This is a genomic window from Achromobacter sp. 1012554356 (assembly GCF_059760815.1).
On the sequence record NZ_JCBANC010000077.1, the window covers coordinates 1 to 26129 of the forward strand.

A 26129-nucleotide genomic window follows, 5' to 3' on the forward strand; every position below is an offset into this window, starting at 1 on the left:
CCCCATTTCCCCACCCCCTCCAGCATCCCTAAATACTTTCCCTCATTTGCACACCCACCACTTCCGATATATATTTCAAGCCTAAACTATCCAGACCTAAATATCTGCGGCTTCCGCTCCAGCATCAAGAGCGACTGTCGCGTACTTGGAGCGTATACGGCAATGAAGATAGTCTGCATCGGCGGCGGTCCCGCCGGCCTGTATTTCGGTCTGCTCATGAAACTGCAGAACCCCGCCAACGAAGTCACCGTCATCGAACGCAACCGTCCGTATGACACTTTTGGCTGGGGCGTGGTGTTCTCCGACGCCACCATGCAGAACTTGCGCGAGGCCGACCCCGTTTCGGCTCAGACCATTGGCGATGCGTTCAACCATTGGGATGACATCGACATCCATTTCAAGGGCCGCAGCATCCGCAGCAGCGGCCACGGCTTCATCGGCATCGGCCGCAAGAAGCTCCTGAACATCCTGCAGGCGCGCTGCGAAGACGTGGGCGTGAAGCTCGTGTTCGAGAACTTCGTTCAGGACGACCAGGCAATCGCCCGCGAATACGACGCCGACCTCGTCATTGCCTCGGATGGCATCAACAGCCAGATCCGCACCCGGTACGCCGAGACGTTCCATCCCGACATCGACCAGCGCCGCTGCCGCTTCGTGTGGCTGGGCACCAAGAAGGTGTTCGATGCCTTTACCTTTGCCTTCGTGCAGACCGAGCACGGCTGGTTCCAGGCGCATGCCTACCGGTACGAGGACGGCATGTCGACGTTCATCGTCGAGACGCCCGAGGAAACCTGGCAGGCCGCCGGCATCGAGCAGATGAGCCAGGAAGAGGGCATTGCCTATTGCGAGAAGCTGTTCGCACCCTGGCTGGACGGCAATCCGCTGATCAGCAACGCTTCGCACCTGCGTGGCTCGGCCATCTGGATCCGTTTCCCGCGCGTCATCTGCAACACGTGGGTCCACTGGAACAAGCTTGATACCGCCCGCGGCGAGCGCCGCGTGCCAGTCGTGCTGATGGGCGATGCCGCGCACACTGCGCACTTTTCCATCGGTTCGGGCACCAAGCTGGCGCTGGAAGACGCGATCGAACTGGCGCGTTGCCTGAGTGGCGCGGAAGGTAGCGTCGAGGCCGGGCTGCACCATTATGAGGAAGTGCGCAGCGTCGAAGTGCTGAAGATCCAGAACGCCGCGCGCAATTCCACCGAATGGTTCGAGAACGTCGAGCGCTACGCCGACCTCGAGCCCGAGCAGTTCGCGTATTCGCTGCTGACCCGCTCGCAGCGCATTTCGCACGAGAATCTGCGCCTGCGCGATCCGGCCTGGCTGGAAGGTTTTGAGCGCTGGATCGCGGAACGCGCCGGCTCGGCCACGCCCGAGGGCCGGCGCCCGGCCATTCCGATGCTGACGCCCTACCAGGTGCGCGGCGTGCGGCTCAAAAATCGCATCCTCGTGTCGCCGATGGCCATGTATTCGTGCACGGATGGCGTGCCGGGCGATTTCCACCTGGTTCACCTGGGTGCGCGCGCCATGGGCGGCGCCGGGCTCGTCATGGTGGAAATGACCTGCGTGTCGCCGGACGGCCGCATCACGCCGGGGTGCCCGGGACTGTGGAACGACGAGCAACAGCAGGCGTTTGCCCGCATCGTGAACTTCGTGCATGGCAACAGCGATGCGCGCATCGGCATGCAGCTGGGCCATGCGGGCCGCAAGGGGTCCACGCAACTCGGCTGGCAGAAGATCGATCATCCGCTGGCGGAGGGCAACTGGCCGCTGCTGTCGGCGTCGGCGCTGCCTTACATCGAGGGCGTGTCGCAGACGCCGCGCGCCATGACGCGGGCCGACATGGATCAGGTGCGCGACAACTTCGTGGCGGCGGCGCGCCGCGCGGCAGCTGCCGGCTTTGACTGGCTGGAGCTGCACTGCGCGCACGGCTATCTGTTGTCCAGCTTCATTTCGCCGCTGACCAACCAGCGCGACGATGAATACGGCGGCAGCCTGGAGAACCGCCTGCGCTTCCCGCTGGAGGTCTTTCATGCAGTGCGCGCCGTGTGGCCTGAAGACAAGCCGATGTCGGTGCGGATTTCGGCCAGCGATTGGGTGGAAGGCGGCATCACCGCGGACGATGCGGTCGAGATTGCGCGTCACTTCAAGGCGGCGGGCGCCGACATGATCGATTGCTCGTCCGGCCAGGTCAGCAAGGAAGAAAAGCCGGTGTATGGCCGCATGTTCCAGACGCCGTTTGCCGACCGCGTCCGCAACGAAGCCGGCATCCCCACGATTGCGGTGGGCGCCATCTTCGAGGCCGACCACGCCAACGGCATCATCGCCTCGGGCCGTGCAGACCTCTGCGCGCTGGCACGTCCCCATTTGGCTGACGCCTCCTGGACGCTGCGCGAAGCGGCGCGCGTGGGCTATGTTGATGTTTCATGGCCGAGCCAGTATTTCGCCGGCAAGCGCCAGCTTGAAACCAACTTCGAACGCGCCGCCGCCATGGCGCAACTGGACATCAAATGAACGCACAACCGCTACCGCTCGCCGGGCGTCACGCCCTCGTGACGGGGGGCGCGCGCGGCATCGGCCTGGCCAGCGCCCGGTCGCTGCTGCAGCGCGGCGCCCGTGTCACGCTGCTGGGCCGCGACGGCGGCGCGCTGGAGGCCGCGGCCGACGAGCTGGCCCGGCTAGGCCAGGTGCAGGCGGTCAGCGCGGACATTGCCGACGAAGCCTCGGTGCGCGCTGCCTTCGCGCAGGCCGAAGCCGAGTTCGGCCCGGTGCTGATCCTGGTGAACAACGCGGGGCAGGCGGTCAGCCAGCGCTTTGACCGGACGGACGCCGCGCTGTGGAACCAGATGCTGGCCGTCAATCTGACGGGCACGTTCCACTGCATCCAGGCGGCATTGCCCGGCATGCTGCAGGAAAAATGGGGCCGCGTGATCAACGTGGCCAGCACCGCAGGGTTGATCGGCTATGGGTATGTAAGTGCCTACTGCGCGGCAAAGCACGGCGTAATCGGGCTGACCCGGTCGCTGGCGCTGGAGACCGCGCAGAAGGGCGTGACGGTCAACGCGGTGTGCCCCGGCTATACCGAGACCGACATCGTGCGCGGCGCGGTGGCCAACATTGTCGAGAAGACCGGCATGACGCCGGACGCCGCCCGCCTGAAACTGGCCGAGCGCAACCCGCAGGGCCGCCTGGTGCAGCCCGAGGAAGTGGCCGAGACGGTCGCGTGGCTGGCGCTGCCGGCCTCCGCCTCCATCAACGGCCAGGCGATCGCCGTCGACGGCGGCGAAGTGATGACCGGCTGAAGCCGGCGTTCCATCCACCCAGCATTCATGAACGGAGACACCATGAGCACCCAGCCCGAAGAGCACACCATGAAGCATCACAAGCGTCCCGTCGCCGGCTATCAGGCGAAGACGTTCCTGTGGCAGGTGTCGGACGACGGCAAGGTCGGCACCATTACGCTGAACCGTCCCGAGCGCAAGAACCCGCTGACGTTCGATTCGTACGCGGAACTGCGCGATTTCTTCCGGTCGCTGGTGTATGCCACCGACGTGAAGGTGGTGGTGGTAACGGGTGCCGGCGGCAATTTCTGCTCGGGCGGCGACGTGCACGAAATCATCGGCCCGCTCACGAAGATGAGCATGCCGGAACTGCTGGACTTCACGCGCATGACGGGCGATCTGGTCAAGGCCATGCGCGCGTGCCCGCAGCCGATCGTGGCGGCCGTGGACGGCGTATGCGCAGGCGCGGGCGCGATGGTGGCGCTGGCATCGGACATGCGCTTGGGAACGCCCGCCGCGCGCACCGCGTTCCTCTTTACCCGCGTGGGGCTGGCGGGCGCCGACATGGGCGCGTGCACGCTGCTGCCGCGCATGATCGGTCAGGGCCGTGCGTCCGAGCTGCTGTACACCGGCCGCGCGATGACGGCCGACGAAGGCGCGAGCTGGGGCTTTTTCAATGCGCTGCACGAGTCCGGCAAGCTGCTGGAAGCGGCGCAGACGCTGGCGGCCCAGCTGGCCGCGGGCCCGACCTTTGCGCACGGCGTCACCAAGAAGCTGCTGCACCAGGAATGGAACATGGGCGTGGACGAAGCCATCGAGGCCGAAGCCGAAGCCCAGGCCATCTGCATGCAGACCCGCGATTTCCATCGCGCCTATGAGGCCTTCGTGGCCAAGCAGAAACCCGTCTTCGAGGGGAATTGACGATGCGCGACGCAAGCTGGCTGGACTGGCCCTTTTTCGACGACGCGCACCGCAAGCTGGCGCATGAGGTCGACGCCTGGTGCGAGCAGTCGCTGGGCGACGTGGACCATCACGACGCGGACGCCGCCTGCAAGAAGCTGGTCAAGGCCATGGGCCAGGCCGGGTGGCTGCGCTACGCGGTGGCGGGCGGCCCGGGCGGGGCGTGGGGCGGCGCGCTGCCGGAGGTCGACTCCCGCGCGGTGTGCATCCTGCGCGAGACGTTTGCGCGCCACGAAGGGCTGGCGGACTTTGCGTTTGCGATGCAGGGACTGGGCAGCGGGGCGATTTCATTGATGGGCTCGGACGCGCTGCGCCAGCATTACCTGCCGCGCGTAGCGCGCGGCGAGGCGATCGCGGCCTTTGCGCTGTCGGAGCCCGATGCGGGCTCGGACGTGGCGGCGCTGGCGTGCGAGGCGCGGCTGGATGGCGGCCACTATGTGCTGAACGGCGCGAAGACGTGGATCTCGAACGGCGGCATCGCGGACTTCTATGTCGTGTTCGCGCGCACGGGCGAAGCCCCCGGCGCGCGGGGCATCAGCGCGTTCGTGGTGGATGCGGACACGCCGGGATTCGAGGTGGCCGAGCGCATCGACCTGATCGCGCCGCATCCGCTGGCGACTATCACGTTCGACAACTGCCGCATCCCGGTGACGCACCGGCTGGGCGACGCGGGGCAAGGTTTCAAGCTGGCCATGATGACGCTGGACATTTTCCGTGCGTCGGTGGCGGCGGCGGCGCTGGGCTTTGCGCGCCGGGCGCTGGACGAAGGATTGGCGCGCGCCAAGTCGCGCCGCATGTTCGGCCAGACGCTGGCCGACCTGCAACTGACGCAAGCCGCGCTGGGCGACATGGCGACCGCCATCGACGCCTCGGCGCTGCTGACGTACCGCGCCGCGTGGATGCGCGACGTGCAGAAGCTGCGCACCACGCGCGAAGCGGCGATGGCCAAGATGACGGCCACGGAATCGGCGCAGACGGTGATCGACCGGGCGTTGCAGATGTTCGGCGGCGCTGGCGTGGTGTCGGGGATGCCGGTGGAGAAGCTTTACAGGGAAATCAGAGCGCTGCGTATCTACGAAGGCGCCACCGAAGTGCAGAAGTTGATCATCGCCCGTGAACTGCTGAAGGCATAAGGGGCCACCGAGCGCCTGCCTTTTGCAACGTAAACCGCATCGCACAGCCAAGGGGAATTTTCATGGAAGTATCCGCCCACATCGACACCTTTGCCCGGGACAACCTGCCCCCGGGCGAACAATGGCCTGAGTTCCTGCTGGACGGCCCCGACGTGGCCTATCCGAAGCGCTTCAATTGCGCGGTGGAACTGGTGGACGCGATGGTCGGCCGCGGCCACGGCGACCGCGTGGCGCTGCGCTGGCGCCAGGACGGCAAGCCGGCGACGATGACCTACGGCGAATTGGCCGCGCTGACGAACCGCATCGCGCGCGTGCTGACCGAGGACATGAAGCTGGTGCCGGGCAACCGCCTGTTGCTGCGCGGCCCGAACAATCCGATGATGGCGGCGTCATGGCTGGCCGCGATCAAGGCGGGCCTGGTGACGGTGCCGACGATGCCGCTGCTGCGATCCAAGGAATTGAAGCAGATCATCGAAAAGGCGCAGATCCAGGCGGTGCTGTGCGACGTGCGCCTGAAGGACGAGGCGCAGTTCTGCGCGCAGCCGGATCACGAGAATCACTGCCCGGGTCTGGCGCAGGTCATGTACTTCAACGACGCGGCCCCGGATGCGCTGGACGCGCTGGCGGCCGGTAAGCCCGACACGTTCGATGCGTGCGATACGGCGGCAGACGATGTGTGCCTGATTGCATTCACCAGCGGCACGACGGGCTCGCCGAAGGGCTGCATGCATTTCCATCGCGATGTGCTGGCGATGTGCGATCTGTTCCCCAAGCATGTGATCAAGCCGGGGCCGGACGACATTTTCTGCGGCACGCCGCCGCTGGCGTTCACGTTCGGGCTGGGCGGCCTGTTGTGCTTCCCGCTGCGCGTGGGCGCGAGCACGGTGCTGGCCGAGAAGCTGTCGCCGGAGAGCCTCCTGGAACTGATCCAGGAATTCCGCGCGACGATCGTGTTCACGGCGCCGACCTTTTACCGCCAGATGGCGGCGCTGGTGGGCAAGTTCGATCTGTCGTCACTGAAGAAGAGCGTGTCGGCGGGCGAGGCCTTGCCGGATGCGACGCGCCAGCTCTGGAAGGATGCAACGGGGATCGAGATGATCGACGGCATCGGCGGCACGGAGATGATCCACGTATTCGTGTCGAGCCCGCCGGAGTCGGTGCGCCGTGGCGCGATCGGCCGTGTGGTGCCGGGGTATGTGGCGCAGATCGTGGACGATGAAATGAAGCCGGTGCCGAATGGCACGGTGGGCCGGTTGGCGATCAAGGGGCCGACGGGCTGCCGCTATCTGGCCGACGAGCGCCAGCGCCGGTTTGTGCAGCAAGGCTGGAATCTGCCGGGCGATACGTTCGTGCAGGACGACGACGGTTATCTGTTCTACCAGGCGCGTAACGACGACATGATCGTGTCGGCGGGCTACAACATCGCGGGTCCCGAGGTCGAAGACGCGCTGCTGCGTCACGAGGCAGTGGCGGAGTGCGGGGTGGTGGGCGCGATGGACGACGAGCGCGGGCAGGTGGTGAAGGCGTTTGTGGTGCTCAAGCCGGGTTTTGCGCCGAGTGCGGAGCTGGTGACGGCGATACAGACGTTCGTGAAGGCGAGCATCGCACCGTACAAGTACCCGCGCGCGATCGAGTTCGTGGACGCTTTGCCGCGGACGGAAACGGGCAAGTTGCAGCGGTTTGCGCTGCGCAAGATGGCATGAGCAGGTAGAGGCATCAAAGGAAACATCATGGCAGCACCAATCACGACGGCTCCCTTTGTGAGTCAGGTAGAAGTCCGATTCCGCCATTGCGATCCGGCGGGCATCGTGTTCTATCCGCGCTACTTCGAGATGATCAATGATTTCGTCGAGGAGTGGTTCGACAAGGGAATGGGGCTGCCGTTTCATGCGCTGCACGTGGACCGGCACATCGGCACGCCGATGGCGTCGGTGACGTGCGATTTCAGCGCGCCGAGCCGTTGGCACGAGAAGCTGAGTCAGACGCTGTCGGTGCAGCGCATTGGCGGCGCGTCGTTCAAGGCGCTGGTGCGTTTTGAAGGGCCGGACGGCCAGTTGCGATTGTCGGCGACGCTGACGATCGTGACGGTGGATTTGCGGACGATGAAGTCGATGCCGCTGCCTGCGGATCTGCGGGAACGCATGCAGCATTTTCTGGCAACCGCGGCATAAGCGGGCGCCACCCTGTGGTTTGTTTATTTGATCAATAGGATGAGACGTTATGAAGATTCTGCAACCGCCGGATTGGATGGCGCCCCGGGGCTATTCGAATGGTGTGCTCACCGAAATGCAGGTGGGCAGCAAGCTGGTGTTCGTGGGCGGACAGGTGGGATGGAACGGGCAGCAGCAGTTCGAGTCCGATGACTTCGCGGACCAGGTGCGGCAGGCGCTGCTGAACATCGTGCAGATTCTTGCCGAGGGCGGGGCGAAGCCGGAACATATCGTGCGGATGACGTGGTATGTGACGGACAAGGATGAATATGTGGCGGCGTATCCGGGGATCGGAAAGCACTACCGGGAGTTGATCGGCCGGCATTTCCCGGCGATGACGGCGGTGGAGGTTGCGGACCTGGTGGAGGATCGCGCGAAGGTCGAGATCGAAGTGACGGCGGTGGTGCCTGCGCAGTAATTTCTTGATTTGACGGTGTATCGAAGGTTCGCCGCTTTTGCTTCCCGGCCGGCACCGGGGGGTGAGGGCGGCGGGCCTTCGGTGCTTGTGGGTGGGATTTTTGTCGGCATGTCGCTGGCTTCAGGTGTCTGACACCCGTATGAGAAAGCCGTCATTGCGCGGCAGTCTTGGCCGGGTGTCTGACACCGTGCGCGATGCGTGGGACTGGATCGGGTGTCAGACACCGCAATCACTCATCACCCGCCCGCGCGCCGCGTCTCTTTCGGTAGTTCCCCAAACCGTTCCCGGTAATACTCCGAGAACCTTCCCAAATGCCCAAACCCCACACTCAACGCGACCTCCGTGACGCTCGCATCCGGCTGCGTCTTCAGCCGGCTCCTCGCGGCGTCCAGCCGGAACGCGCGTAGCGCATTCATCGGCGTCGTATTACGGTGTTCCTGAAAAAGCCGGGTGAGCGCAGTCGCACTTGCGCCAGCATGGCGAGCGATGGTGTTCAGGGTCAATGGCGCACCCAGGCGTTCGCGCATGAACGCCTCGGCAACGCTCAGGCGGCGGGGGACGATGTTGGGCTGGCCTGCGTGGGTTTGCCAGGTGTTGGGCTGGTTATAGAGCAGGTGCAGAACCAGTGTGTCTTCCAGGTGCTCCAGCCACGCGGCAGGCGGGCGGCGTGCGCCGTCGTCCAATGTGGGCAGCAAGTGGATCAGGCTGCCCATCATGCTGCGCCAGGCGGCGCCGATGGGGGTGTCCAGGCGCAGGGCAGGGCTGAAGTCCAGGGGGCCGGCGGCGGCGTCGCCGAAGGCGCGTTGGCCCATGGCTTCCAGCTTTCCTCTTGGAATCTTGAGCAGCAGTTGTTCGCAGCCGGCTTCCCAGTGCAGCCGCAGGCGGCGGTTGGGGGCGATGACGGCGGCGCAGTCGGGGTCGGCGTTGACGCCTTCGTCGCCGCATTCGATGCGGGCACGGCCGCGTAGCGGAACCTGCACCAGCATGAAGTCCTGGAGGCGGTCGGGTTCGATGTGGACTTCGGCGCCGTAGCGCAACGTACAGACGGTGAGCGAGCCGAATCGGCCCCGGTTCAGTTCGGCATCGACGCGGCCGCCTTTCCACGTCAGGCGGTGGTCCTTCAAGGCTTCGGACACGCGGGCGCGGGTCTCATCCTGCTGCGTGGAGCTGAAGACGCGCCGTTTCAGCAAGGGCGCCAGCTCTAGTCGGGACCAGCCGTGCATGGAAGCCTCCGGGACGGGACCGATCCCGTATCTGCGGGCAGCGTAATGGAATCGCGCGCCATTGGGAATTAAGTGAATCCCGGATAAGAGTGGCGGTATTCGGATAGAGCCGGGGAGGGCGCGGGCCTAATCTTGCCGGGAGGCGCCGCGCACGGTGGGCGGCGCCTGTTGGAGTGAGGGCGCCGCGGCGCGTAAGCTGGGCGACTGGAATCGGCGGCATGCGTGTACCGACGGCAGACGGGTTCTGTCAGCTTTCCGCCAGCGCGGCTGGCGGCGAATACGGGGTGGCACATGAATCGAAATCGATGGAGCCGGCGCGCGCTGGCGGCGCTGGTTTGCATGGGGACTGCGGCGGGCGCGCCGGGTGCGGCGTCGGCCGCCGACAAGGTGAAGGTGGGGCTGCTGACGACGCTGTCGGGGCCGGGCGCGGCACTGGGCAACGAGATCCGGGACGGCTTCAATCTGGCGCTGCAGCATACGGGCGGCAAGCTGGGCGGGTTGACGGCGGAAGTGGTGGTGGCCGACGATCAGCAGAAGGCCGATACCGGGCGCCAGGCGGTGGAACGCCTGCTCAAGCGCGACCGCGTGGACGTGATGACGGGCATCGTGTTTTCGAACGTGCTGCTGCCGGTGATGCCTGCGATCCTGCAATCGGACACGATCTATCTCAGCACCAATACGGGCCCGGAAAATTACGCGGGCGCGGGCTGTAATCCGAATTTCTTCGCGGTGGCCTGGCAGAACGAGGACATTCCGGCTGCGATGGGCAAGTACGCGGCCGACCAGGGCTACAAGCGCGTGGCGCTGATCGCGCCGGATTACCCGGGCGGACGCGAGTCGCTGAACGGTTTCAAGCGTCTGTACAAGGGCGGCGTGGCCGAGGAGATCTACACGCAGCTCGGCCAGCTGGACTATGGCGTTGAAATCACGCAGCTGCGCGCCAGCAAGCCGGATGCGGTGTTTTTCTTTCTGCCGGGCGGCATGGGCGTGAATTTCATCAAGCAGTTCAACGGCGCGGGCCTGTCCAAGGACATCGCGCTGCTGGCGCCGGGCTTTTCCGGCGACGAGGACACGATCGCGGCGGTGGGCGCGCCGATCAAGGGCCTGCGCAACACGGCGCAATGGGCGGCCGAACTCGACAACCCGGCCAACCGCAAGTTCGTCGAGGACTTCAAGAAGACCTACAACCGCAGCCCGTCGCTGTATGCGTCGCAGGGCTATGACGCGGCGATGCTGCTGGACAGCGCGGTGCGCCAGACGGGCGGCAAGCTGGATGCCGAGGCACTGCGTCCGGCGCTGCGCCGTGCGGACTTCAAGTCGGTGCGCGGCGATTTCAAGTTCAACCGCAATCAGTACCCGGTGCAGAACTATTACCTGCGCGTGGTCGAGGCCGACGCCAGCGGCAAGCTGTCGAACAAGCTGTCGGGGACGGTGCTGACGCAATACCAGGATCCCTTCGCCGCCTCGTGCCAGATGAAGTAGGCCGCCGGCTTCGAAACACAGGAGATACGCATGACTGATCGCATTACGACGCGCGAGGTGACGATCGCCTCGCACGATGGCAAGTCCTTTGGCGCCTATCTGGCGGTGCCGGCCTCGGGCCGCGGGCCGGGCCTGGTGTTGTGCCAGGAGATCTTTGGCGTCAACGATTTCATGCGGCGCAGCGCGCAGCTGCTGGCCGAGGAGGGCTACGTAGTGCTGGTGCCGGACCTGTTCTGGCGTCAGCAGCCCGGCATCCAGCTGACGGACGGCCCTGCGGACATGCCGCGTGCGTTCGAGCTGTACAAGGGTTTTGACGTGGACTTGGGCATCAAGGACATCGCATCGACGCTGGCCGTGTTGCGCGAACTGCCCGAGCAGGAAGGCAGCGCGGGCGTGCTGGGTTATTGCCTGGGGGGCAAGCTGGCCTATCTGGCGGCGTGCCGTACGGACGCGGACGTGGCGGTGGGTTACTACGGCGTGGGCATCGAGGACAGCCTTGAAGAGGCCGCCAATCTGCGCGGGCGCCTGGTGCTGCACATCGCGGAGCAGGATGGCTTCTGTCCGCCCGAGGCTCGCCAGCGCATCCTGGAGGCGCTGGGCGGCAAGCCGGGGGTGGAGCTGTACGTGTACCCCGGCGTGGATCACGCGTTTGCACGCACGGGCGGCGATCACTACGACAAGCCGTCGGCGCTGATGGCGCATCAGCGCAGCATGGCCGCGCTGCAGCGCACGATCGGGCCGGAGTTCGATTATTCGTACTTGTGGGACAAGCACTGCGAATATGAATTCGGCACGCGCGACGTGGCCGCGACCATGGCGACGATGGTGGCCGAACCCTACGTCAATCACATTCCGACGATGACGGGCGGCGTGGGCTACAAGGAGCTGTCGCGCTTCTATCAGCATCATTTCGTGAACAGCAACCCGCCCGATACGCGGCTGGTGCCGCTGTCGCGCACGGTGGGCGCCACGCAGATCGTGGACGAGCTGCTGTTCTGCTTCACCCACACGACCGAGATCGACTGGATGCTGCCGGGCGTCGCGCCCACGGGCAAGTCCGTGGAGATCCCGCTGGTGGCCATCGTGAAGTTCCGTGGCGACAAGCTTTATCACGAGCACATCTACTGGGATCAGGCCAGCGTGCTGGTGCAGGTGGGCCTGCTCGATCCCAAGGGCCTGCCCACGGCAGGGCGCGAGACCGCAGCCAAGCTGCTGGACGAAACCCTGCCTTCCAACACGCTGATGGCGCGCTGGAAGGACAGCGAGAACAAGTAGGGAGACGACATGCCTTATACCGACGAACAACTGGGCGGGCTGGTGCGCGGCGACAGCGTGCATCGGGACCTGTACACCGATCCGGCCATCTTCGACCTTGAAATGCAGCGCATCTATGGCCGCGCGTGGATCTACGTGGGCCACGAAAGCCAGGTGCCCAAGACGGGCGACTATCACACCACGCGCCTGGGCGATCAGGATGTGCTGATGGTGCGCGCCGCCGACGGCCGCGTGCACGTGCTGTACAACCGCTGCCCGCACAAGGGCGCGAAGGTGGTGGCCGACGGCGAAGGCTGTGCGGGCAAGTTCTTCCGCTGTCCGTATCACGCGTGGACGTTCAAGCTGGACGGCAGCCATCTGGGCGTGCCGCTCAAGCAGGGCCTGGAAGGCACGTCGTACGACCCCACGGATCCGTCGTTCTCGATGCGGCGTTTGCCGCGCGTGGAGAGCTACCGCGGCTTCGTGTTCGCCAGCCAGTCGGCCGAAGGCCAGGCGCTGCAAGACTTCCTGGGCGGCGTGCGCTCGTCCATCGACAACCTGTGCGACCGTTCGCCGGTGGGCGAGGTGGAAGTGGCGGGCGGCATCTTCCGCGTGATGCAGCGTTCGAACTGGAAGGTGTTCTACGAGAACCTGCACGACACGATGCACGCGCGCGTGACGCATGAATCGTCCTATGCCGCCGCGCGCGACGAGGCCAAGGAAATGGGCGAGATGCCGCTCGAGCTGCACATCATGGACGGCAACGGCGAGCCCTACGAGTTCTGGGAGAAGCTGGAGCTGCGCGCCTACGACAACGGCCACGGGTACATGGAAGGCATCTTCAACCCGGGCGCCGCCGAGCGCGACCCGGTGTCGCGCGCGCACTTCGAGTCGCTGACCGGCGCCTACGGCGAGCAGCGCGCCCGCGAGATTCTGGGGATGAACCGCCACAATACGGTGATCTACGGCAGCGGATCGCCGCATACGGTGTTCCAGCAGTTCCGCGTGATCCGGCCGGTGGCGGTGGATCGGACGCTGATCGAGATCCAGACGTTCCGCTGCAAGGGGGCGCCGGAGGGCGTGTTCAAGCGCGCGATGCTGTATGCCAATGTCATCAATTCGCCGTCGTCCAACGTCATGCCGGACGACATCGAGCTCTACAACCGCTGCCAGGAAGGCAACGCGACGCGTGGCGGCGACTGGGTCAGCATGCACCGCTATCACGGCACGGACCGGGTCGAGGCCGACGGCATGGTGTCCGTGAACGGCACCAGCGAATTGCCCATGCGCAATCAATTCCGCGCGTGGAAGGCTTACATGGAGGCGGGCGCCGGTACTGGCGCAGGCGCCGCGGCCAAGGGAGACGGCGCATGCTGCTAGATCTGGATTTCGACGTCGGCACCGCGAATCTTGCGCCGGCCGACGTGCCCGCCGATGCCTACCACCGCATCGCGCAGTTCCTGTACCGCGAGGCGCGGCTGCTGGACGAGCGGCGCTACGACGACTGGCAGGCGCTCTGGACGGAGGACGGCATGTACTGGATGCCGCGCAAGCACGGCCAGGAAAGTCCGTACGATTTCATCTCGATTTTCTGGGAAGACCGCATGCTGCGCGACGTGCGCATCCGGCGCCTGGAACACCCGCGCAACTGGTCGCAGCAGCCGCCGACGCGCAGCGTGCGGCTGGTGGGCGGCGTGCAGGTCGAGGGTGTGGATGCGGCCGGCAACCTGGTGGTGCATTCGGTCTTTCAGATGACCGAATGGCGCAAGCGCCAGCCGCGCCAGCTTGCCGGGCGGTACACCCACAAGCTGGCTGCCGAGGGCGATGGCTGGCGCATTCGCATGAAGCGCGTGGACCTCGTCAACTGCGACGATGCGCACGACGCGTTCGAGGTGTTTGTGTGATGAACACCGACGTGGCGGTGCTGGCGCTGCACTATCAGAACGATGTGCTGCATCCGGATGGCAAGATCCGTGTCGGGCTGGACGCCGACAGCGGGGCGCGGCAGCGCCTGCTGGACAACGCCGCCGCCTTGCTGGAGGGCGCGCGATCGCTCGCGCTGCCCATTGTGCACGTGCGCATCGCGTTCCGGCCCGACTACGCGGACCTGCTGCCCAACTGCGCAATCTTCCGCAACGTGGCCACGATCGGCGCGGTGCCGGAAGGGCAGTGGGGCAGCGCGTTCTACGATGGCCTGCATCCGCTGGCGGGCAGCGCGCGCGAGTTCGTCGTCAAGCACACGCGCATCAGCGCGTTCTATGGCACGCCGCTGGAGGAGACCCTGCGGCTGCTGGGCACGCGGCGGCTGGTGGTGGCGGGCGTGGCGACGCACTCGGTGGTCGAGGGCACGGTGCGCCATGCCGCCGATATCGGCTTCTCGGTCATGGTGGCCGAAGACGCCTGCGCGTCGGCCGACCCGGCGGTGCACGAGGCGTCGCTGGCCAGCATGCGGCTGATCGCGCAGACGGGATCGGTGCACGACGCGGTACGCTGGGCCGCGGCGTCAAACTGACAAGGAGCACTCATGGATTTCTCAGGCTTTCCCGGCCTGGCGGGCAAGACCGCCATCGTCACCGGCAGCACGCAGGGCCTGGGCGCGGACATCGCGCGCGGCTTCGTTGCGGCGGGCGCCAACGTCGTGCTGGTCGGCCGCAACGCCGAGGCGGGCGAGGCACTGGCGCAGGCACTGGGCGAACACGCGCTGTACTGCGAAACGGATATCGGTGAAGACGCCCAGATCCAGGCCTGCATCGACGCCGCGCTGGCGCGCTTTGGCCGGCTGGATTTCGTGGTGAACAACGCCTGCCAGTATGCGGATCGCGGCCTGGCATCGACGCGTGACGAATGGCACCGCACGCTGGATACGAACCTCGTGTCGGCGGCGATCTTCACGCAGCTCGCGGCGGCGCATCTGCCACGCGGCGGCGTGATCGTGAATCTGGGCAGCACCGGCGGCAAGTTCGGCGCGGCGGGGCGCGCGCTGTATCCGGCGTCCAAGGCGGCCCTGCTGCAGATCACCAAGAACTTCGCGGTGGAACTGGCGCCGTCGGGCGTGCGCGTGCTGGCGGTGTCGCCGGCATGGACGTGGTCGCCGTCGGTCGAACAGCTGTCCGGCGGATCACGCCAGGCGGCCGACGCGGTGGGCGCGCATTTCCATCCGCTGGGGCGCGTAGGCTCCGGCGAAGAGATCGCCGCGGCGGTGTGCTTTGCATGTTCCGACGCGGCATCGTGGATGACCGGCGTCGACATCCCGGTCGACGGTGGCTTCTCGATCCTGGGCCCCGACCGCGGCATCTCGCCGCGCGTGTGGTTCAAGGAATTGATGCCGGACGACGGCGCCTGACATCAGGGCAGGCCGGTTGGCAGCGCGGTGCAGGATATCTTCGTGCAGCGAAGGTGTCTGACACCCATGTGAGACCGCCGACAACTTGTCGCAGTGCCGCCGGGGTGTCAGACACCTGGGTTCGTAGGCAGGCCGGATGGCAGCGCGGTGCCGGATATCTTCGTGCAGCGAAGGTGTCTGACACCCTTGAGAGACCCGCCGACAACTTGTCGCGATGCCGCCGGGGTGTCAGACACCTGGGTTCGTAGGCAGGCCGGATGGCAGCGCGGTGCCGGATATCTTCGTGCTGCGAAGGTGTCTGACACCCTTGAGAGACCGTCGACAGCTTGTCGCGATGCCGCCGGGGTGTCAGACACCTGGGTTCGTAGGCATGCCGGTTGGCAGCGCGGTGCCGGGCATCTTCGTGCTGCGAAGGTGTCTGACACCCTTGAGAGACCGCCGACAACTTGTCGCGATGCCGCCGGGGTGTCAGACACCTGGGTTCGTAGGCAGGCCGGTTGGCAGCGCGGTGCCGGATATCTTCGTGCAGCGAAGGTGTCTGACACCCTTGAGAGACCGCCGACAGCTTGTCGCGATGCCACCCGGGTGTCAGACACCTGGGTTCGAACTCAGACCTCTAGCGAATAACGATCTCGCCTTCTTCCAGTCCGGCCTTGCCGCCCACCTGGTCTTCCAGGAACTCCTGCATCTTGTTGCCCAGCTGGATCTTCGTGCCGCTACAGAAGCGCCGCGTGGCGGCGATGGTGGCGTTCTGCTGGGGCAGCAGGTCGCGGGCCAGTTGGGCTTCCTCGGTTTCAAGTCCGGCCAGCTCGCCGATGAGCTTGGTGTGCGTGTTGCGCGCCCGTTCGACGACGTCGCCCGTGGCCCGTTGCGGGTTGGCTTGCAGGAACATCAGCAGTTGTTCCAGCTTGGCCTTTTCCTCGTTCATCTTCAGGCGCTTGCGCGTGAGCGCCGAGCGCTTGATGTCGGCGTGCGGGTCCAGGCCGGCTTGCACCAGCGTCGGAATGCCTGCGGGCGAGCCGATGGTGCCGGCGCGGACTGCCAGCAGCGCGCGGGTTTCGCCGCCCGTGATGGCGCTTTGCTGCGTGTTGGGCGGGCCGACATTGACGCTGCCGCCGGCGGCGATGCTGCATTGGCGGATTTCGCGTTCGACGTCGATGTCCTGGCCCGCGCTGATGACCGCGTTCTCGATGAACTTGGCCCGCAGCGTGCCGCCGCAGACGATGTGCGCGGTGCGCGGCGCCGCCGAGGCGTCGTGCACGGTTTCGGCCATGCCGATGATGCCGCCCTTGACGGTCACGCTGCCACCGGCCTCGACCAGCGCGGCTTCGATGGTGCCGTTGACGACCACATCGCCCGTCACGCGCACTTCCATGGTGGCGGCGATGTCGCCACGCACCTGCAAGGAGCCTTCGAAGTTGATGTTGCCGGTGGACAGGTTGACGGCGTCCACCTCCACCATCGGGTTGACCTGCACGCCGTGGGTGATGAGCGTCGGCGTGCCGGAAATGGCCGCGCGCAGCAGCAGCGGATCTTCCGGATCGATCTCGACGCCGGACAGTTCCTTGGAAAATGGCGTATCGGGCAGCTCGTCGGGCATCACGGCCTCGCCGAGCACGTTGGTGCCGTCCACGCCGGGCAGCGGCGGAATGCGGCGCATGAGCGGCGTGCCGGGCGACACGAGCAGCAGGCTGCCGAGATCGCGGTAATCCACCTGGGCCAGTTCGTCGATGTCCTCGGCGCGGGGCTTCAGGCGGTCAAGCAGGCTTTCAAAGCGGGTGGGCGTGCCGCGCGTGGGCGGCGTACCTTGCGCGGCCAGGATGGTTTCGGCGCGGCCCAGCGCCACGGCCTCGGCCAGCGCGCCGTCCAGCACGCCGTGCACGATGCCCTGGTCTGCAAGGGCCTGGCGCACCGCTTCCAGCGTGACGGGCTTGCCGCCCTTGGGCGGGTGCAGCGTCAGCGTTGCCGCCATGCGGGTCGCGTTCAGTTCGATGTCGAAGCTGCCGTCCACGACCTGGCCGACGGGGCTCTGGACGGGTTCGGTGGCTGCGCGGCACAGATCGATGAAGGCGACGATGGCGTGGTTGTCGAGCGCGTCGGCGCCCCAGCCCTGCGTGGCCGCGGCAGCAACCAGCACGTCCCACGTCGGCAGGTCGGTATTGACCAGCGGGGGGGCTTCTTCGTCGGCGACGGCAACGTCCGTGTCGTCGTCCTGGCCGGCGGCCTGAGAGTCGTTCTGTAGCCCGGCCTGAGACCCGGCCGAGTCACCGCCTTCCGTGCCAGCAACCGCCATGTCGGAGGTGCCCGCAGCCGTTGCCTTGGCGGGTTCGGGACGAGGTGGCGGCGTGTACACCGCCGTCAGGACGTTGGTGTCGGCATCCAGCATCAACTGGAGCATGTTTTCTGCGCCCATTTCACCCTCTCTCCGATCCCGGCACGAGCGGCCGGTTCAATCATTTGGTAATTGAACGAAATATTACGTCATATTCTTTGCAAGGACGATCATTACCGTCGGTAACAAGCAAATTTATCGGCCGCATGTCCTAGTCACGTCCCCGATTCTCCCTGGGAAACGCCCGCGCCGCCGCGATCTAGATCATCGGCAGGAAAGACAGAACCGGGATGGTGCAAGCAGCATTGGGGCTCGCCAACGCGTCTTCCGACGCCGCCGGAGCCCCGTCCCATGTCCCAACCCCCTACCTCCATTCTTTCGGCCACGCGCGCCATCCTGGCACGCGCCGGCGGGATGGCGGCGGTGGCGGCGCTGGCGTCGGGCGCTCTGGCGCTGGCGACACCGGTGCAGGCCGCCGACACCTACCGCTACAAGGACCCGTTCGGCGTCTGGCGCACGATGAAAGTGCCCACCGGCACCGGTAAATACTACAAGCGGGCGCAGGCACGGACGGCGGTCCGCGGCGGCGCCGAGAAACTGTGCCTGAGCTGTGAGCCGGAAGCCGGCGACGGCGCCCGCCGCGTGAGCCGCGTGGCCGCCGAACCGACGTTGCGCTGGAGCACTGTCAAACCCACGACCAAACACGACAACCTGATCGCCCGCGCCGCGCTGGATTCCGGGGTCGACCAGGCGTTGCTGACGGCGATCATCGCCATTGAATCGGGTTTCCGTAGCGATGCCCGCTCGCCCAAGGGGGCCCTGGGCCTGATGCAGCTGATGCCCGCGACGGCCGCGCCGTTGCTGTCGGTGGACGACGTGGAGCGCGCGCTGGTGGACCCGGCGACCAATGTGCAGGCCGGATCGCGCCATCTGCGCCGGCTGATCGACCGGTATCCGGGCCGCCTGGATCTGGCGCTGGCCGCGTACAACGCGGGCGAAGGCGCGGTGCGCAAGTACGACGCGGTGCCGCCGTACGCCGAAACCCAGGCCTATGTGAAGAATGTGACGGCCCTGTACGAGCAGTACAAGGCGCCGTGAAGGAAGCGGGCCGCCGGCCCGCTTCGATTCAACGCTTAAAGTCCCGCGAACACTTTGTCCGCGATGTCCAGCGTGGCCTGGATGACGGCGTCGTCGTGCGTGGCCGACACGAAACCCGCTTCGAAGGCCGACGGCGCGAAATGCACGCCGTTGTCCAGCATGGCATGGAAGAAACGGTTGAACGCGGCGGTGTCGCAGGCCGAGACCTGGGCGAACGAAGCCGGGATGCGGTCGCTGAAGTAGATGCCGAACATGCCGCCGACCGAATCCGCCGAGAAGGGCAGGCCGGCCTTGCGGGCGCGTTCCTGCAAGCCCTGCGCCAGCTTGGCGGTCTGGGCCGACAGATTCTCGTAGAAGCCCGGCGCGCCGATGAGGCGCAGCGTGGCCAGACCCGCCGCCACGGCCACCGGATTGCCGGACAGCGTGCCGGCCTGGTAGACACCGCCCAGCGGCGCGATGTGCTTCATGACCTCGGCGCTGCCGCCGAAGGCGCCCACCGGCATGCCGCCGCCGATCACCTTGGCCAGCGTGGTGATGTCCGGCTTGACGCCAGTCAGGCCCTGCACGCCTTGCGGTCCCACGCGAAAGCCCGTCATGACCTCGTCGAAAATCAGCAGCGCGCCATGCTGCGTGCAGACCTCGCGCAGGCCTTCCAGGAAGCCGGGCGCGGGCTTGATGAGGTTCATGTTGCCGGCGACCGGCTCCACGATGATGCAGGCGATGTCGGCGCCATGCTGCGCAAAGGCTTCGCGCACGGCATCCAGGTTGTTGTATTCCAGGGTCAGCGTGTGCGACACGAATTCCGGCGGCACGCCGGCCGAGCTGGGATTGCCGAAGGTCAGCAGACCCGATCCGGCCTTGACCAGCAGGCTGTCCGAATGCCCGTGATAGCAGCCTTCGAACTTCACGATCTTGGCGCGGCCGGTGGCGCCGCGCGCCAGGCGGATCGCCGTCATGGTGGCTTCGGTGCCCGAGCTGACCAGGCGCACCTGTTCCAGCGAGGGCAGACGCGAGATCAGCACTTCGGCCAGCTCGATTTCCGCTTCGGTCGGCGCGCCGAACGACAGCCCGTTGACGGCTGCTTCCTGCACCGCGCGCACGACTTCCGGGTGCGAGTGACCCAGAATGGCCGGGCCCCACGAACCCACGTAGTCGATGTACTGCTTGTCTTCCGCGTCCCACACGTACGGACCTTGCGCGCGCTTGATGAAGCGCGGCGTGCCGCCCACGGAGCGGAAAGCGCGTACGGGCGAGTTGACGCCGCCGGGGATGCTGCGGCAGGCGCGGTCGAAGAGCTGAGCGTTACTGGACATGGCGATCAAGGCTTACGGTTGGAGTTGGCGGAATAAGGCGCGGAGCAGGCCACGGCGGCGGCCCGGACGCTGGGCGCTTCGAACAGGGCCGTGATTACGGCGATGCTGTCGGCGCCGGCCTGGGCCACGAGCGGCGCGTTGGCGGGCGTGATGCCGCCGATGGCGACGACGGCGGGCCGGGGCGCATCGCGTTCGTCGGCCAGGCGGCGGGCTTCAGTCAGGACGGACAGCGGCGCGCGCACCGTGTCGGGTTTGACGGTGGACGCGAACATGGCGCCGAACGCGATGTAGTCGGCGCCCGCGTCGAGCAATTCACGCGCCCGCGTCAGGTCGTCGTAGCTGGACCCGCCCAGGATCAGGTCGGGACCGGCTTCGCGGCGGATGTGCGCCAGGCTTTCGTCGTCGCGGCCCACGTGCGCGCCATCGGCGCCGACGTCCAGCGCCAGGCGCCAGTCGTCATTGATGAGAAACACCACGCCCAGTTCGCGGCACAGCGGCGCCAGGGCGCGGGCCTGCGCGGCGCGCACGGCGTCCGGCACGTTCTTGCGGCGCAATTGCAGCGAGCGCATGCCGCCCGCGGCGGCGTCACGCACCGCCTTCAGCAGGCGGTCGGTATCGTCCCACTCGGGCGTCACGCCATACAGGCCGGCGGGAAAGCGAATCGGTTTCATTGGGGCAGGATCCGGTTGGGAATGCGCCGGCCCATGCCCGGCAGGAAGCTGGCGGCCACGGCGGCGTCGGCGTGGACTAGCCCCTGACGCACGGCCTCCGGCATTTCCAGGCCCTGCGCCAGCATGGCGGTGATCGCGGTGGCGGCCAGGCCGCCGGCGTCGCCGTTGCGGTCGGGTGGCGCCTGCCAGGGCCACGTATGGGTCTGGCCGCCGGGTCCGAGCAGCACGTTGGCGAAATGACCGGGGCGTTGGGGGCTGCCCAGCACCAGGACCCACGCCGCGCCGGCCGCCACGAGGGCGTGCATGGGCGTAGGTGCGTCCCCGATATCAATGTCGCCGTCGGCGTGCCACTGCGCGAGGCGCAGGTGTTCAATGACCAGCAGGTCGGTCTGCGGCAGCACCAGTTCGAGGGTCGCGGCCAGCAGGTCGTCGGCTTCGTCCTCGTCGGCGGCATTGGCGGGCACCTGCGCGCGCTGGCCCAGGTGCAGCACGAGCGGGACCTGGCTGTAGTCGGCGGCAACCTGCGCCGCCACGCTGGCCGTTTCCGCGGTGTATAGTCCGCCCACCTTGATGGCCTGCACCGACATGTCTTCGAGCAGGCAACGCGCCTGGTCGTCCAGAAGGTCGGGCGAAACGGGGTGGATTTCTTCGATGCCGGCGGTGTCCTGCACGGTCAGCGCGGTCACGGCCGCCAGGCCATGACAGCCCAGACGGGCGCAGGTGACGGCATCCGCGGGCAAACCGTCTGATCCCGAGGGATCGAGCGGGCCGAAGACCAAAACGAGAGGGGGAGTAACGGGGGCCACGTGACTGCGCTTGATTAAGGGCGCCCCGGCTCATTTGGTATGAATCAGGGGAACCCCTATTGGGTTTCGGTAAGATTGTCCCCATTCTAATGGAAGCCCCTCACCTTTGCCCCACCGCGGGGACGCCGGTGGGGTTTTGATGTAAGAGAGAACTATGCGTACTTGGATGTGTCTGATTTGCGGCTGGGTCTATGACGAAGAGGCCGGCCTGCCCGACGAAGGCATTGCGCCCGGCACCCGCTGGGAAGACGTGCCGCCCAACTGGGTCTGTCCCGAATGCGGCGCCCGCAAAGAGGACTTCGAACTGATGGAAATCTGAAGCCGTACCGCCGACTTATTCCGCCAGGGCTCGTAAGATGGGGCATACCCCGTCCTTCGTCACCGTCGGACTGCCGTCAGGCATGACGTTTGCGTCCGCGCAATCACTCCGAACGGTTTTCTCAGACTACCCATGAAGGGGTTGCCATGACGGAAAAACATCACGAAAACGCTGCGACGCAAGCGGCCAACTTCGCCAACCAGTTCCTGATCGCCATGCCGGGCATGGTCGAAGGGAGCCTGGCGGGTTCCGTCATCTACGTGTGCGAACACACGGACCGCGGCGCGCTGGGGCTGGTCATCAACCGCCCCACCGACCTGACGCTGGGCACGCTGTTCGAGCGCATTGAACTGACGCTGGAAATCGGACCGGTCAAGGACACGTTCGTCTTTTTTGGCGGACCGGTCCAGACCGACCGCGGCTTCGTGCTGCATGCGCCGGCTGGCGACTACAGCTCCAGCATCAAATTGGGCGACATGGCGTTGACCACCTCACGCGATGTGCTGCAGGCCGTGGCTGATGGCAACGGACCGGCGCGCATGCTGGTCACGCTGGGCTACGCCGGCTGGGGCGCGGGCCAGCTCGAAAGCGAGATGGGCCAGAACGCGTGGCTGAGCGTGGGCGCGGACGCGCACATCATCTTCGATGTGCCGCCCGAGGAACGCTACCCCGCCGCGCTCAAGCTGCTGGGCATCGACCCCGTGATGCTGGCGGGCGACGCTGGCCATGCCTGAAGAAACACTGCTTGCCTTCGATTTCGGCGAAAAGAAGATCGGCATCGCCATCGGCAATACGCTGACGCGCCAGGCGCGCCCGCTTGAAATCATTTTCAGCGAGGTCCGCGACGCGCGCTTTGGCCGCATCGCGGCACTGCTGCAGGAATGGCAGCCGCATCGCGTCGTCGTCGGTCTGGCGCTGGACGCCGAGGGCGGCGAACAGCCCGCCACGGCACGTTGCCGCCGCTTTGCCAACCAGCTTCATGGCCGCTTCGGCATTGCCGTGGAACTGGTGGATGAACGCGGCTCCAGCATGGAGGCGCAACGCCTGCTCGGCACGCATGCTGCAGACGACGCGATGGCTGCGGCGGTTATCCTGCAACGCTATCTGGATGCCTTGCCCGCGGTCTGACGCCCGCGGCCTGTCTTGCCCATGCTCAATCCGCAACTTGATCGCCGCGGCGAACTCACACATCTGCTGACCACGGAAGGGCTGCCCCGCCGGCACGTCGAGCGGCTGCTTGACATGGCGCGCGCGCAGTCGGCGTCCGACGATTCGCCGCCGCCTGCGGCGCCGGAAATGCCGGTGTTCCTGTGTTTGCCGGACACGAACACTGCGGACCGCGACGCCTACGCCGCCGCCGCGGCCAGTCTGTCGATGCTGCCGGTGCCGCTGGAGGCGCAAGCCGCCCTGGCGCTTGCCGAGACGGTCGCCGCGCTGGCGCCGGGCGTGCTGATCCTGCGCCACGGCCAGAGCGGCGCGGCCCATTGCGCCGCCGCCCATGCAGCGCCGGGCCTGCACGTGCTCAATGCGGGCGACGGCCGGCATGCCGATCCCGTGCCCGCGCTGGCGCTGGTGCAGGCCATCACCGAGATCAAGCCTGACCTCACCTGCCTCGTCGTGACGCTGGTGGGCGACATCCGCCACGCCGGCGTGGCGCGTTCCGTGATCCATCTGCTGACCACGCTGGGCGTGCCGGAAGTGCGCGTTGCGGCGCCGCGCACGCTGCTGCCGGACGGCCTTGCCCAACTGGGCGTGCGCGCCTGCGCCACGCTGCAGGAAAGTCTGAGCGATGCGGACGTGGTGATCGCGCTGCCGCTGAATGTCGAAGAGATCAGCGGCGCGCAGCTTCCTTCCGCGCGCGAATACGCCTGCACCCACGGCATCACGCCCGCGGCGCTGGCGGCCGCGAAACCCGATGTGCTGCTGTTGCCCGCCGGCCGGCTGGCGCCCGGCGTGGAAGTGGACGGCGACATCGCTGCCGCGCTTGAACCCGCCGAGGCGCGTCTCGCGGCCCTTGAACAACCGCTGCGCGTGGCGGTGCTGCGCGCGCTCGCCGGAGCGGCGCCATGAGGCTGCACATTGCCAACGGCCGGCTGATCGATCCCGCAAACGGCGTGGATGGCCAGCACGACCTCTACATCGCCGCGGGCCGTGTTGTCGCGGTTGGCGCGGCGCCCGACGCCTTCCAGGCCGATCGGCATATCGATGCAAAGGGCCTGGCGGTCCTGCCCGGCCTGATCGACCTGTCGGCACGCGTCGCGCAAGCGGGCAACGCGGGTCACGGGGGATTCGCGCCCGCTGAATTGCGCGCGGCATTGGCCGGTGGCGTGACGCGCCTGGTGCTGCCGCCCGATGCCGAAAGCGCGCCAGACGAACCGACCAAGATCGAGGCGCTGATGCGCCACACGCAGGCAGGGCAGTGCGCCATCCACCCGTTGGGCGCGATGACGGTGGGCCTGGCGGGCGAAACCCTGACGGAAATGGCGCTGCTGGCGCGCGCGGGCTGCATCGCGTTCGCGCAGGGCGAATCCCTGGCGGCCGACACGCGGGTGCTGTGGGGGGCGATGCGCTACGCAAGCGGCCTGGGCCAGACGCTGTGGCTGCGTCCGCAGGACCCCTGGCTTGCACGCGACACCTCGGCCGCCAGCGGCCCGTACGCGGAACGCCTGGGCCTGGAAGGCATGCCGGCGCAGGCAGAGACCGTGGCGCTGCACACGATATTCGAATTGCAGCGCGCGACAGGCGCGCGCGTGCACCTGTCGCGCCTGTCGACAGCGGCCGGCGTGGACCTGCTGCGCGCGGCCCGCCGCGAAGGCCTGCCTGTGACGGCGGATGTGTCCATGAACAGCCTGCTGCTGACAGACGTGGACATCGGCTTCTTCGACACGAATCACCACCTGTCGCCGCCGCTGCGCGGCCAACGCGACCGCGACGCGCTCCAGGCGGCGCTGGCGGACGGCGTGATCGATGCGCTCTGCTCGGATCACACGCCGGTGGACGCCCGCGGCAAGGCGGCCCCGTTCGCGGCCGCCACGCCCGGCGCAACCGGTCTTGAACTGCTGCTGTCGCTGGCCCTGAAGTGGGCGCGCGATGGCCGCCGTCCTGTCGGTGACGCGCTGGCGCGCGTGACGTCGGGCCCGGCCGCGGTGCTGTCCGCCGTCGCGCCGCACCTGGGCCCATGCGGCCACCTGGGTGTGGACGCGCCGGCAGACCTGTGCCTGGCGGACCTGGACACCGAATGGATGGTGATGCCCGCAGCCCTGCAAAGCCGCAGCGCCCAGACACCTTTCGCAGGTATGATGCTGCCCGGTCGAGTGCGAGCCACCGTGGTCGGTGGCCAACCGGCCTGGGAGACTCCAGTTTGAAGCTGCTGCGCTTTGTCCTACGGCTGAGCCTTGTCCTGCCCCTGATCATTTTCGGCCTGCTGAGCGTGGGCCTGGCCTACCCCCTGATGCGCCCCGCGGCCCGCGCCCGCCTGAACCGCCGCTGGTCGCGCTGGCTGATGGCGGCCTGCGGCGTGAAGGTCGTCCTCAAGGGCGAACCCCGCCTGGAAGGCCCTGTGCTGCTGGTGGCCAACCACGTGTCCTGGGTCGACATCTTCGTCCTGAACTCGGCCCGCGCGACATCCTTCGTGGCCAAGAGCGAAATCCGCGCGTGGCCGGTGATCGGCTGGCTGGTCGCCGGCGCGGGCACGCTCTTCATCGAACGCGGCCAGCGCCACGCGGTCCATGCGATGGGGGAGTCGATGCAGGCCCGCTTCAAACAGGGCGACGCGGTGGGGCTGTTTCCGGAAGGCACAACGACCGAAGGCTTCGACCTCCTCCCTTTCCACGCCAGCCTCTTCGAACCCGCCCGCGCGGCGGCTATTGAAATCCAACCCGTGGCGCTGCGGTTCATGCAGCACGGCAAGCGCAGCGGGTACGCGGCGTTTGTGGGTGAAGAGTCGCTGGTGGGTAATCTTTGGCGGGTGCTGGGAGTGACCGGGTTATCCGTCGAAGTGGTCTTTCTGTCGCCGCTGGCTGCGCGTCATCCGGATGGGAGTTTGCCGACGCGGCTGGAACTGTCGCATCAGGCTCGGGATGCGATTGCTCGGGTGCTTTGATTTGCGTGGTTTCTCGCGGGCTGTGGACTAGCACCGTAGGTTTTGCACGCTGCTTGCTGTTGATGCGGTGTTAGTTACTGACGTGTCCGGTTCGGTGGCGGGTTTGATTCTTAAGGCGTCCGGCACGGTGGCGGCCCGGGGCGTGCGGGTCCACGATTGCGGTCCGGAGCCTTCGCTCCGGACT

Annotated in this window: 25 protein-coding genes; 20 read left to right on the top strand and 5 right to left on the bottom strand. The window is 66.9% G+C overall.

Annotated elements, in window-relative coordinates; translation table 11 throughout:
- Positions 1 to 162 precede the first annotated feature (162 nt).
- The 7 genes from AC6LJW_RS26685 (at position 163) to AC6LJW_RS26715 (ending at position 8002) form a co-directional block, all read left to right on the top strand.
- Entirely contained in the window at positions 163 to 2514 is a 2352-nt protein-coding gene (locus tag AC6LJW_RS26685) for a bifunctional salicylyl-CoA 5-hydroxylase/oxidoreductase (RefSeq protein ID WP_498088743.1), read from the top strand.
- The gene (locus tag AC6LJW_RS26690) at positions 2511 to 3302 is read left to right on the top strand and encodes an SDR family NAD(P)-dependent oxidoreductase (RefSeq protein WP_056564566.1); all 792 of its coding nucleotides are present in this window, start codon (positions 2511 to 2513) and stop codon (positions 3300 to 3302) included. Before AC6LJW_RS26685 ends, AC6LJW_RS26690 begins: the two co-directional genes overlap by 4 nt.
- A gap of 42 nt (positions 3303 to 3344) precedes the next feature.
- On the top strand, positions 3345 to 4202 hold the full coding sequence (locus AC6LJW_RS26695; RefSeq protein WP_056564562.1) for an enoyl-CoA hydratase family protein: 858 nt from the start codon (positions 3345 to 3347) through the stop codon (positions 4200 to 4202).
- Between the two features lie 2 nt (positions 4203 to 4204).
- The gene (locus AC6LJW_RS26700) at positions 4205 to 5374 is read left to right on the top strand and encodes an acyl-CoA dehydrogenase family protein (RefSeq protein WP_056564560.1); all 1170 of its coding nucleotides are present in this window, start codon (positions 4205 to 4207) and stop codon (positions 5372 to 5374) included.
- A gap of 62 nt (positions 5375 to 5436) precedes the next feature.
- A complete protein-coding gene (locus AC6LJW_RS26705) occupies positions 5437 to 7077 on the top strand; it encodes an AMP-binding protein (RefSeq protein WP_056564557.1) in 1641 nt (546 codons plus the stop codon).
- Between the two features lie 27 nt (positions 7078 to 7104).
- The gene (locus AC6LJW_RS26710; RefSeq protein ID WP_498088744.1) at positions 7105 to 7545 is read left to right on the top strand and encodes an acyl-CoA thioesterase; all 441 of its coding nucleotides are present in this window, start codon (positions 7105 to 7107) and stop codon (positions 7543 to 7545) included.
- A 49-nt stretch (positions 7546 to 7594) separates the two neighbouring features.
- A complete protein-coding gene (locus AC6LJW_RS26715) occupies positions 7595 to 8002 on the top strand; it encodes a RidA family protein (protein WP_056564551.1) in 408 nt (135 codons plus the stop codon).
- A 236-nt stretch (positions 8003 to 8238) separates the two neighbouring features.
- Here AC6LJW_RS26715 and AC6LJW_RS26720 read toward each other — a convergent pair whose 3' ends face one another.
- A complete protein-coding gene (locus AC6LJW_RS26720; RefSeq protein ID WP_056564549.1) occupies positions 8239 to 9225 on the bottom strand; it encodes an AraC family transcriptional regulator in 987 nt (328 codons plus the stop codon).
- A gap of 291 nt (positions 9226 to 9516) precedes the next feature.
- Here AC6LJW_RS26720 and AC6LJW_RS26725 point away from each other — a divergent pair, with 291 nt between their 5' ends.
- The 6 genes from AC6LJW_RS26725 to AC6LJW_RS26750 are packed head-to-tail and all read left to right on the top strand — an operon-like array spanning position 9517 to position 15304.
- Complete coding sequence (locus tag AC6LJW_RS26725; RefSeq protein WP_056564546.1) at positions 9517 to 10707, top strand: ABC transporter substrate-binding protein; 1191 nt, start codon at positions 9517 to 9519, stop codon at positions 10705 to 10707.
- A 30-nt stretch (positions 10708 to 10737) separates the two neighbouring features.
- The gene (locus tag AC6LJW_RS26730) at positions 10738 to 11982 is read left to right on the top strand and encodes a dienelactone hydrolase family protein (protein ID WP_056564543.1); all 1245 of its coding nucleotides are present in this window, start codon (positions 10738 to 10740) and stop codon (positions 11980 to 11982) included.
- A gap of 9 nt (positions 11983 to 11991) precedes the next feature.
- On the top strand, positions 11992 to 13341 hold the full coding sequence (locus tag AC6LJW_RS26735) for an aromatic ring-hydroxylating dioxygenase subunit alpha (protein ID WP_056564540.1): 1350 nt from the start codon (positions 11992 to 11994) through the stop codon (positions 13339 to 13341).
- A complete protein-coding gene (locus AC6LJW_RS26740; protein WP_056564537.1) occupies positions 13332 to 13865 on the top strand; it encodes an aromatic-ring-hydroxylating dioxygenase subunit beta in 534 nt (177 codons plus the stop codon). Before AC6LJW_RS26735 ends, AC6LJW_RS26740 begins: the two co-directional genes overlap by 10 nt.
- On the top strand, positions 13865 to 14473 hold the full coding sequence (locus AC6LJW_RS26745; protein ID WP_498088745.1) for a cysteine hydrolase family protein: 609 nt from the start codon (positions 13865 to 13867) through the stop codon (positions 14471 to 14473). Before AC6LJW_RS26740 ends, AC6LJW_RS26745 begins: the two co-directional genes overlap by 1 nt.
- A gap of 12 nt (positions 14474 to 14485) precedes the next feature.
- Positions 14486 to 15304, top strand: a complete 819-nt coding sequence (locus AC6LJW_RS26750; RefSeq protein ID WP_427986696.1) for an SDR family oxidoreductase — start codon at positions 14486 to 14488, stop codon at positions 15302 to 15304.
- A 616-nt stretch (positions 15305 to 15920) separates the two neighbouring features.
- Here the strand turns inward: AC6LJW_RS26750 and AC6LJW_RS26755 are convergent.
- Entirely contained in the window at positions 15921 to 17717 is a 1797-nt protein-coding gene (locus AC6LJW_RS26755) for a flagellar assembly protein A (RefSeq protein ID WP_498088746.1), read from the bottom strand.
- A 270-nt stretch (positions 17718 to 17987) separates the two neighbouring features.
- Between AC6LJW_RS26755 and AC6LJW_RS26760 the strand changes: the two genes are divergently transcribed.
- The gene (locus tag AC6LJW_RS26760; RefSeq protein WP_427988066.1) at positions 17988 to 18734 is read left to right on the top strand and encodes a lytic transglycosylase domain-containing protein; all 747 of its coding nucleotides are present in this window, start codon (positions 17988 to 17990) and stop codon (positions 18732 to 18734) included.
- A 35-nt stretch (positions 18735 to 18769) separates the two neighbouring features.
- Here AC6LJW_RS26760 and hemL read toward each other — a convergent pair whose 3' ends face one another.
- From hemL to AC6LJW_RS26775, 3 genes are read right to left on the bottom strand one after another with little or no spacing between them, the layout of a single operon-like run.
- The gene (hemL, locus tag AC6LJW_RS26765; protein ID WP_427988068.1) at positions 18770 to 20047 is read right to left on the bottom strand and encodes a glutamate-1-semialdehyde 2,1-aminomutase; all 1278 of its coding nucleotides are present in this window, start codon (positions 20045 to 20047) and stop codon (positions 18770 to 18772) included.
- A gap of 5 nt (positions 20048 to 20052) precedes the next feature.
- On the bottom strand, positions 20053 to 20718 hold the full coding sequence (gene thiE / locus AC6LJW_RS26770; protein ID WP_105237238.1) for a thiamine phosphate synthase: 666 nt from the start codon (positions 20716 to 20718) through the stop codon (positions 20053 to 20055).
- Positions 20715 to 21539, bottom strand: coding sequence for a hydroxymethylpyrimidine/phosphomethylpyrimidine kinase (locus AC6LJW_RS26775; protein ID WP_156395141.1), 825 nt, complete (start codon positions 21537 to 21539; stop codon positions 20715 to 20717). The genes thiE and AC6LJW_RS26775 overlap by 4 nt, the downstream gene beginning before the upstream one ends.
- A 139-nt stretch (positions 21540 to 21678) precedes the next feature.
- On the opposite strand from AC6LJW_RS26775, the gene AC6LJW_RS26780 reads away from it, so the two are divergent.
- The 6 genes from AC6LJW_RS26780 to AC6LJW_RS26805 all read left to right on the top strand — a co-directional run bounded on the left by AC6LJW_RS26780 (position 21679) and on the right by AC6LJW_RS26805 (position 25945).
- Positions 21679 to 21843, top strand: coding sequence for a rubredoxin (locus AC6LJW_RS26780; RefSeq protein ID WP_003814980.1), 165 nt, complete (start codon positions 21679 to 21681; stop codon positions 21841 to 21843).
- 146 nt (positions 21844 to 21989) lie between these two features.
- A complete protein-coding gene (locus AC6LJW_RS26785) occupies positions 21990 to 22577 on the top strand; it encodes a YqgE/AlgH family protein (RefSeq protein ID WP_056564516.1) in 588 nt (195 codons plus the stop codon).
- Positions 22570 to 22971, top strand: a complete 402-nt coding sequence (gene ruvX, locus AC6LJW_RS26790) for a Holliday junction resolvase RuvX (protein WP_056564513.1) — start codon at positions 22570 to 22572, stop codon at positions 22969 to 22971. The genes AC6LJW_RS26785 and ruvX overlap by 8 nt, the downstream gene beginning before the upstream one ends.
- A gap of 21 nt (positions 22972 to 22992) precedes the next feature.
- Positions 22993 to 23913, top strand: coding sequence for an aspartate carbamoyltransferase (locus AC6LJW_RS26795; protein ID WP_498088747.1), 921 nt, complete (start codon positions 22993 to 22995; stop codon positions 23911 to 23913).
- Positions 23910 to 25208 (top strand): dihydroorotase, encoded by a 1299-nt coding sequence (locus AC6LJW_RS26800; protein ID WP_498088748.1) that lies wholly within the window; start codon positions 23910 to 23912, stop codon positions 25206 to 25208. Before AC6LJW_RS26795 ends, AC6LJW_RS26800 begins: the two co-directional genes overlap by 4 nt.
- The gene (locus AC6LJW_RS26805; RefSeq protein ID WP_056564507.1) at positions 25205 to 25945 is read left to right on the top strand and encodes a lysophospholipid acyltransferase family protein; all 741 of its coding nucleotides are present in this window, start codon (positions 25205 to 25207) and stop codon (positions 25943 to 25945) included. Before AC6LJW_RS26800 ends, AC6LJW_RS26805 begins: the two co-directional genes overlap by 4 nt.
- Positions 25946 to 26129 lie beyond the last annotated feature (184 nt).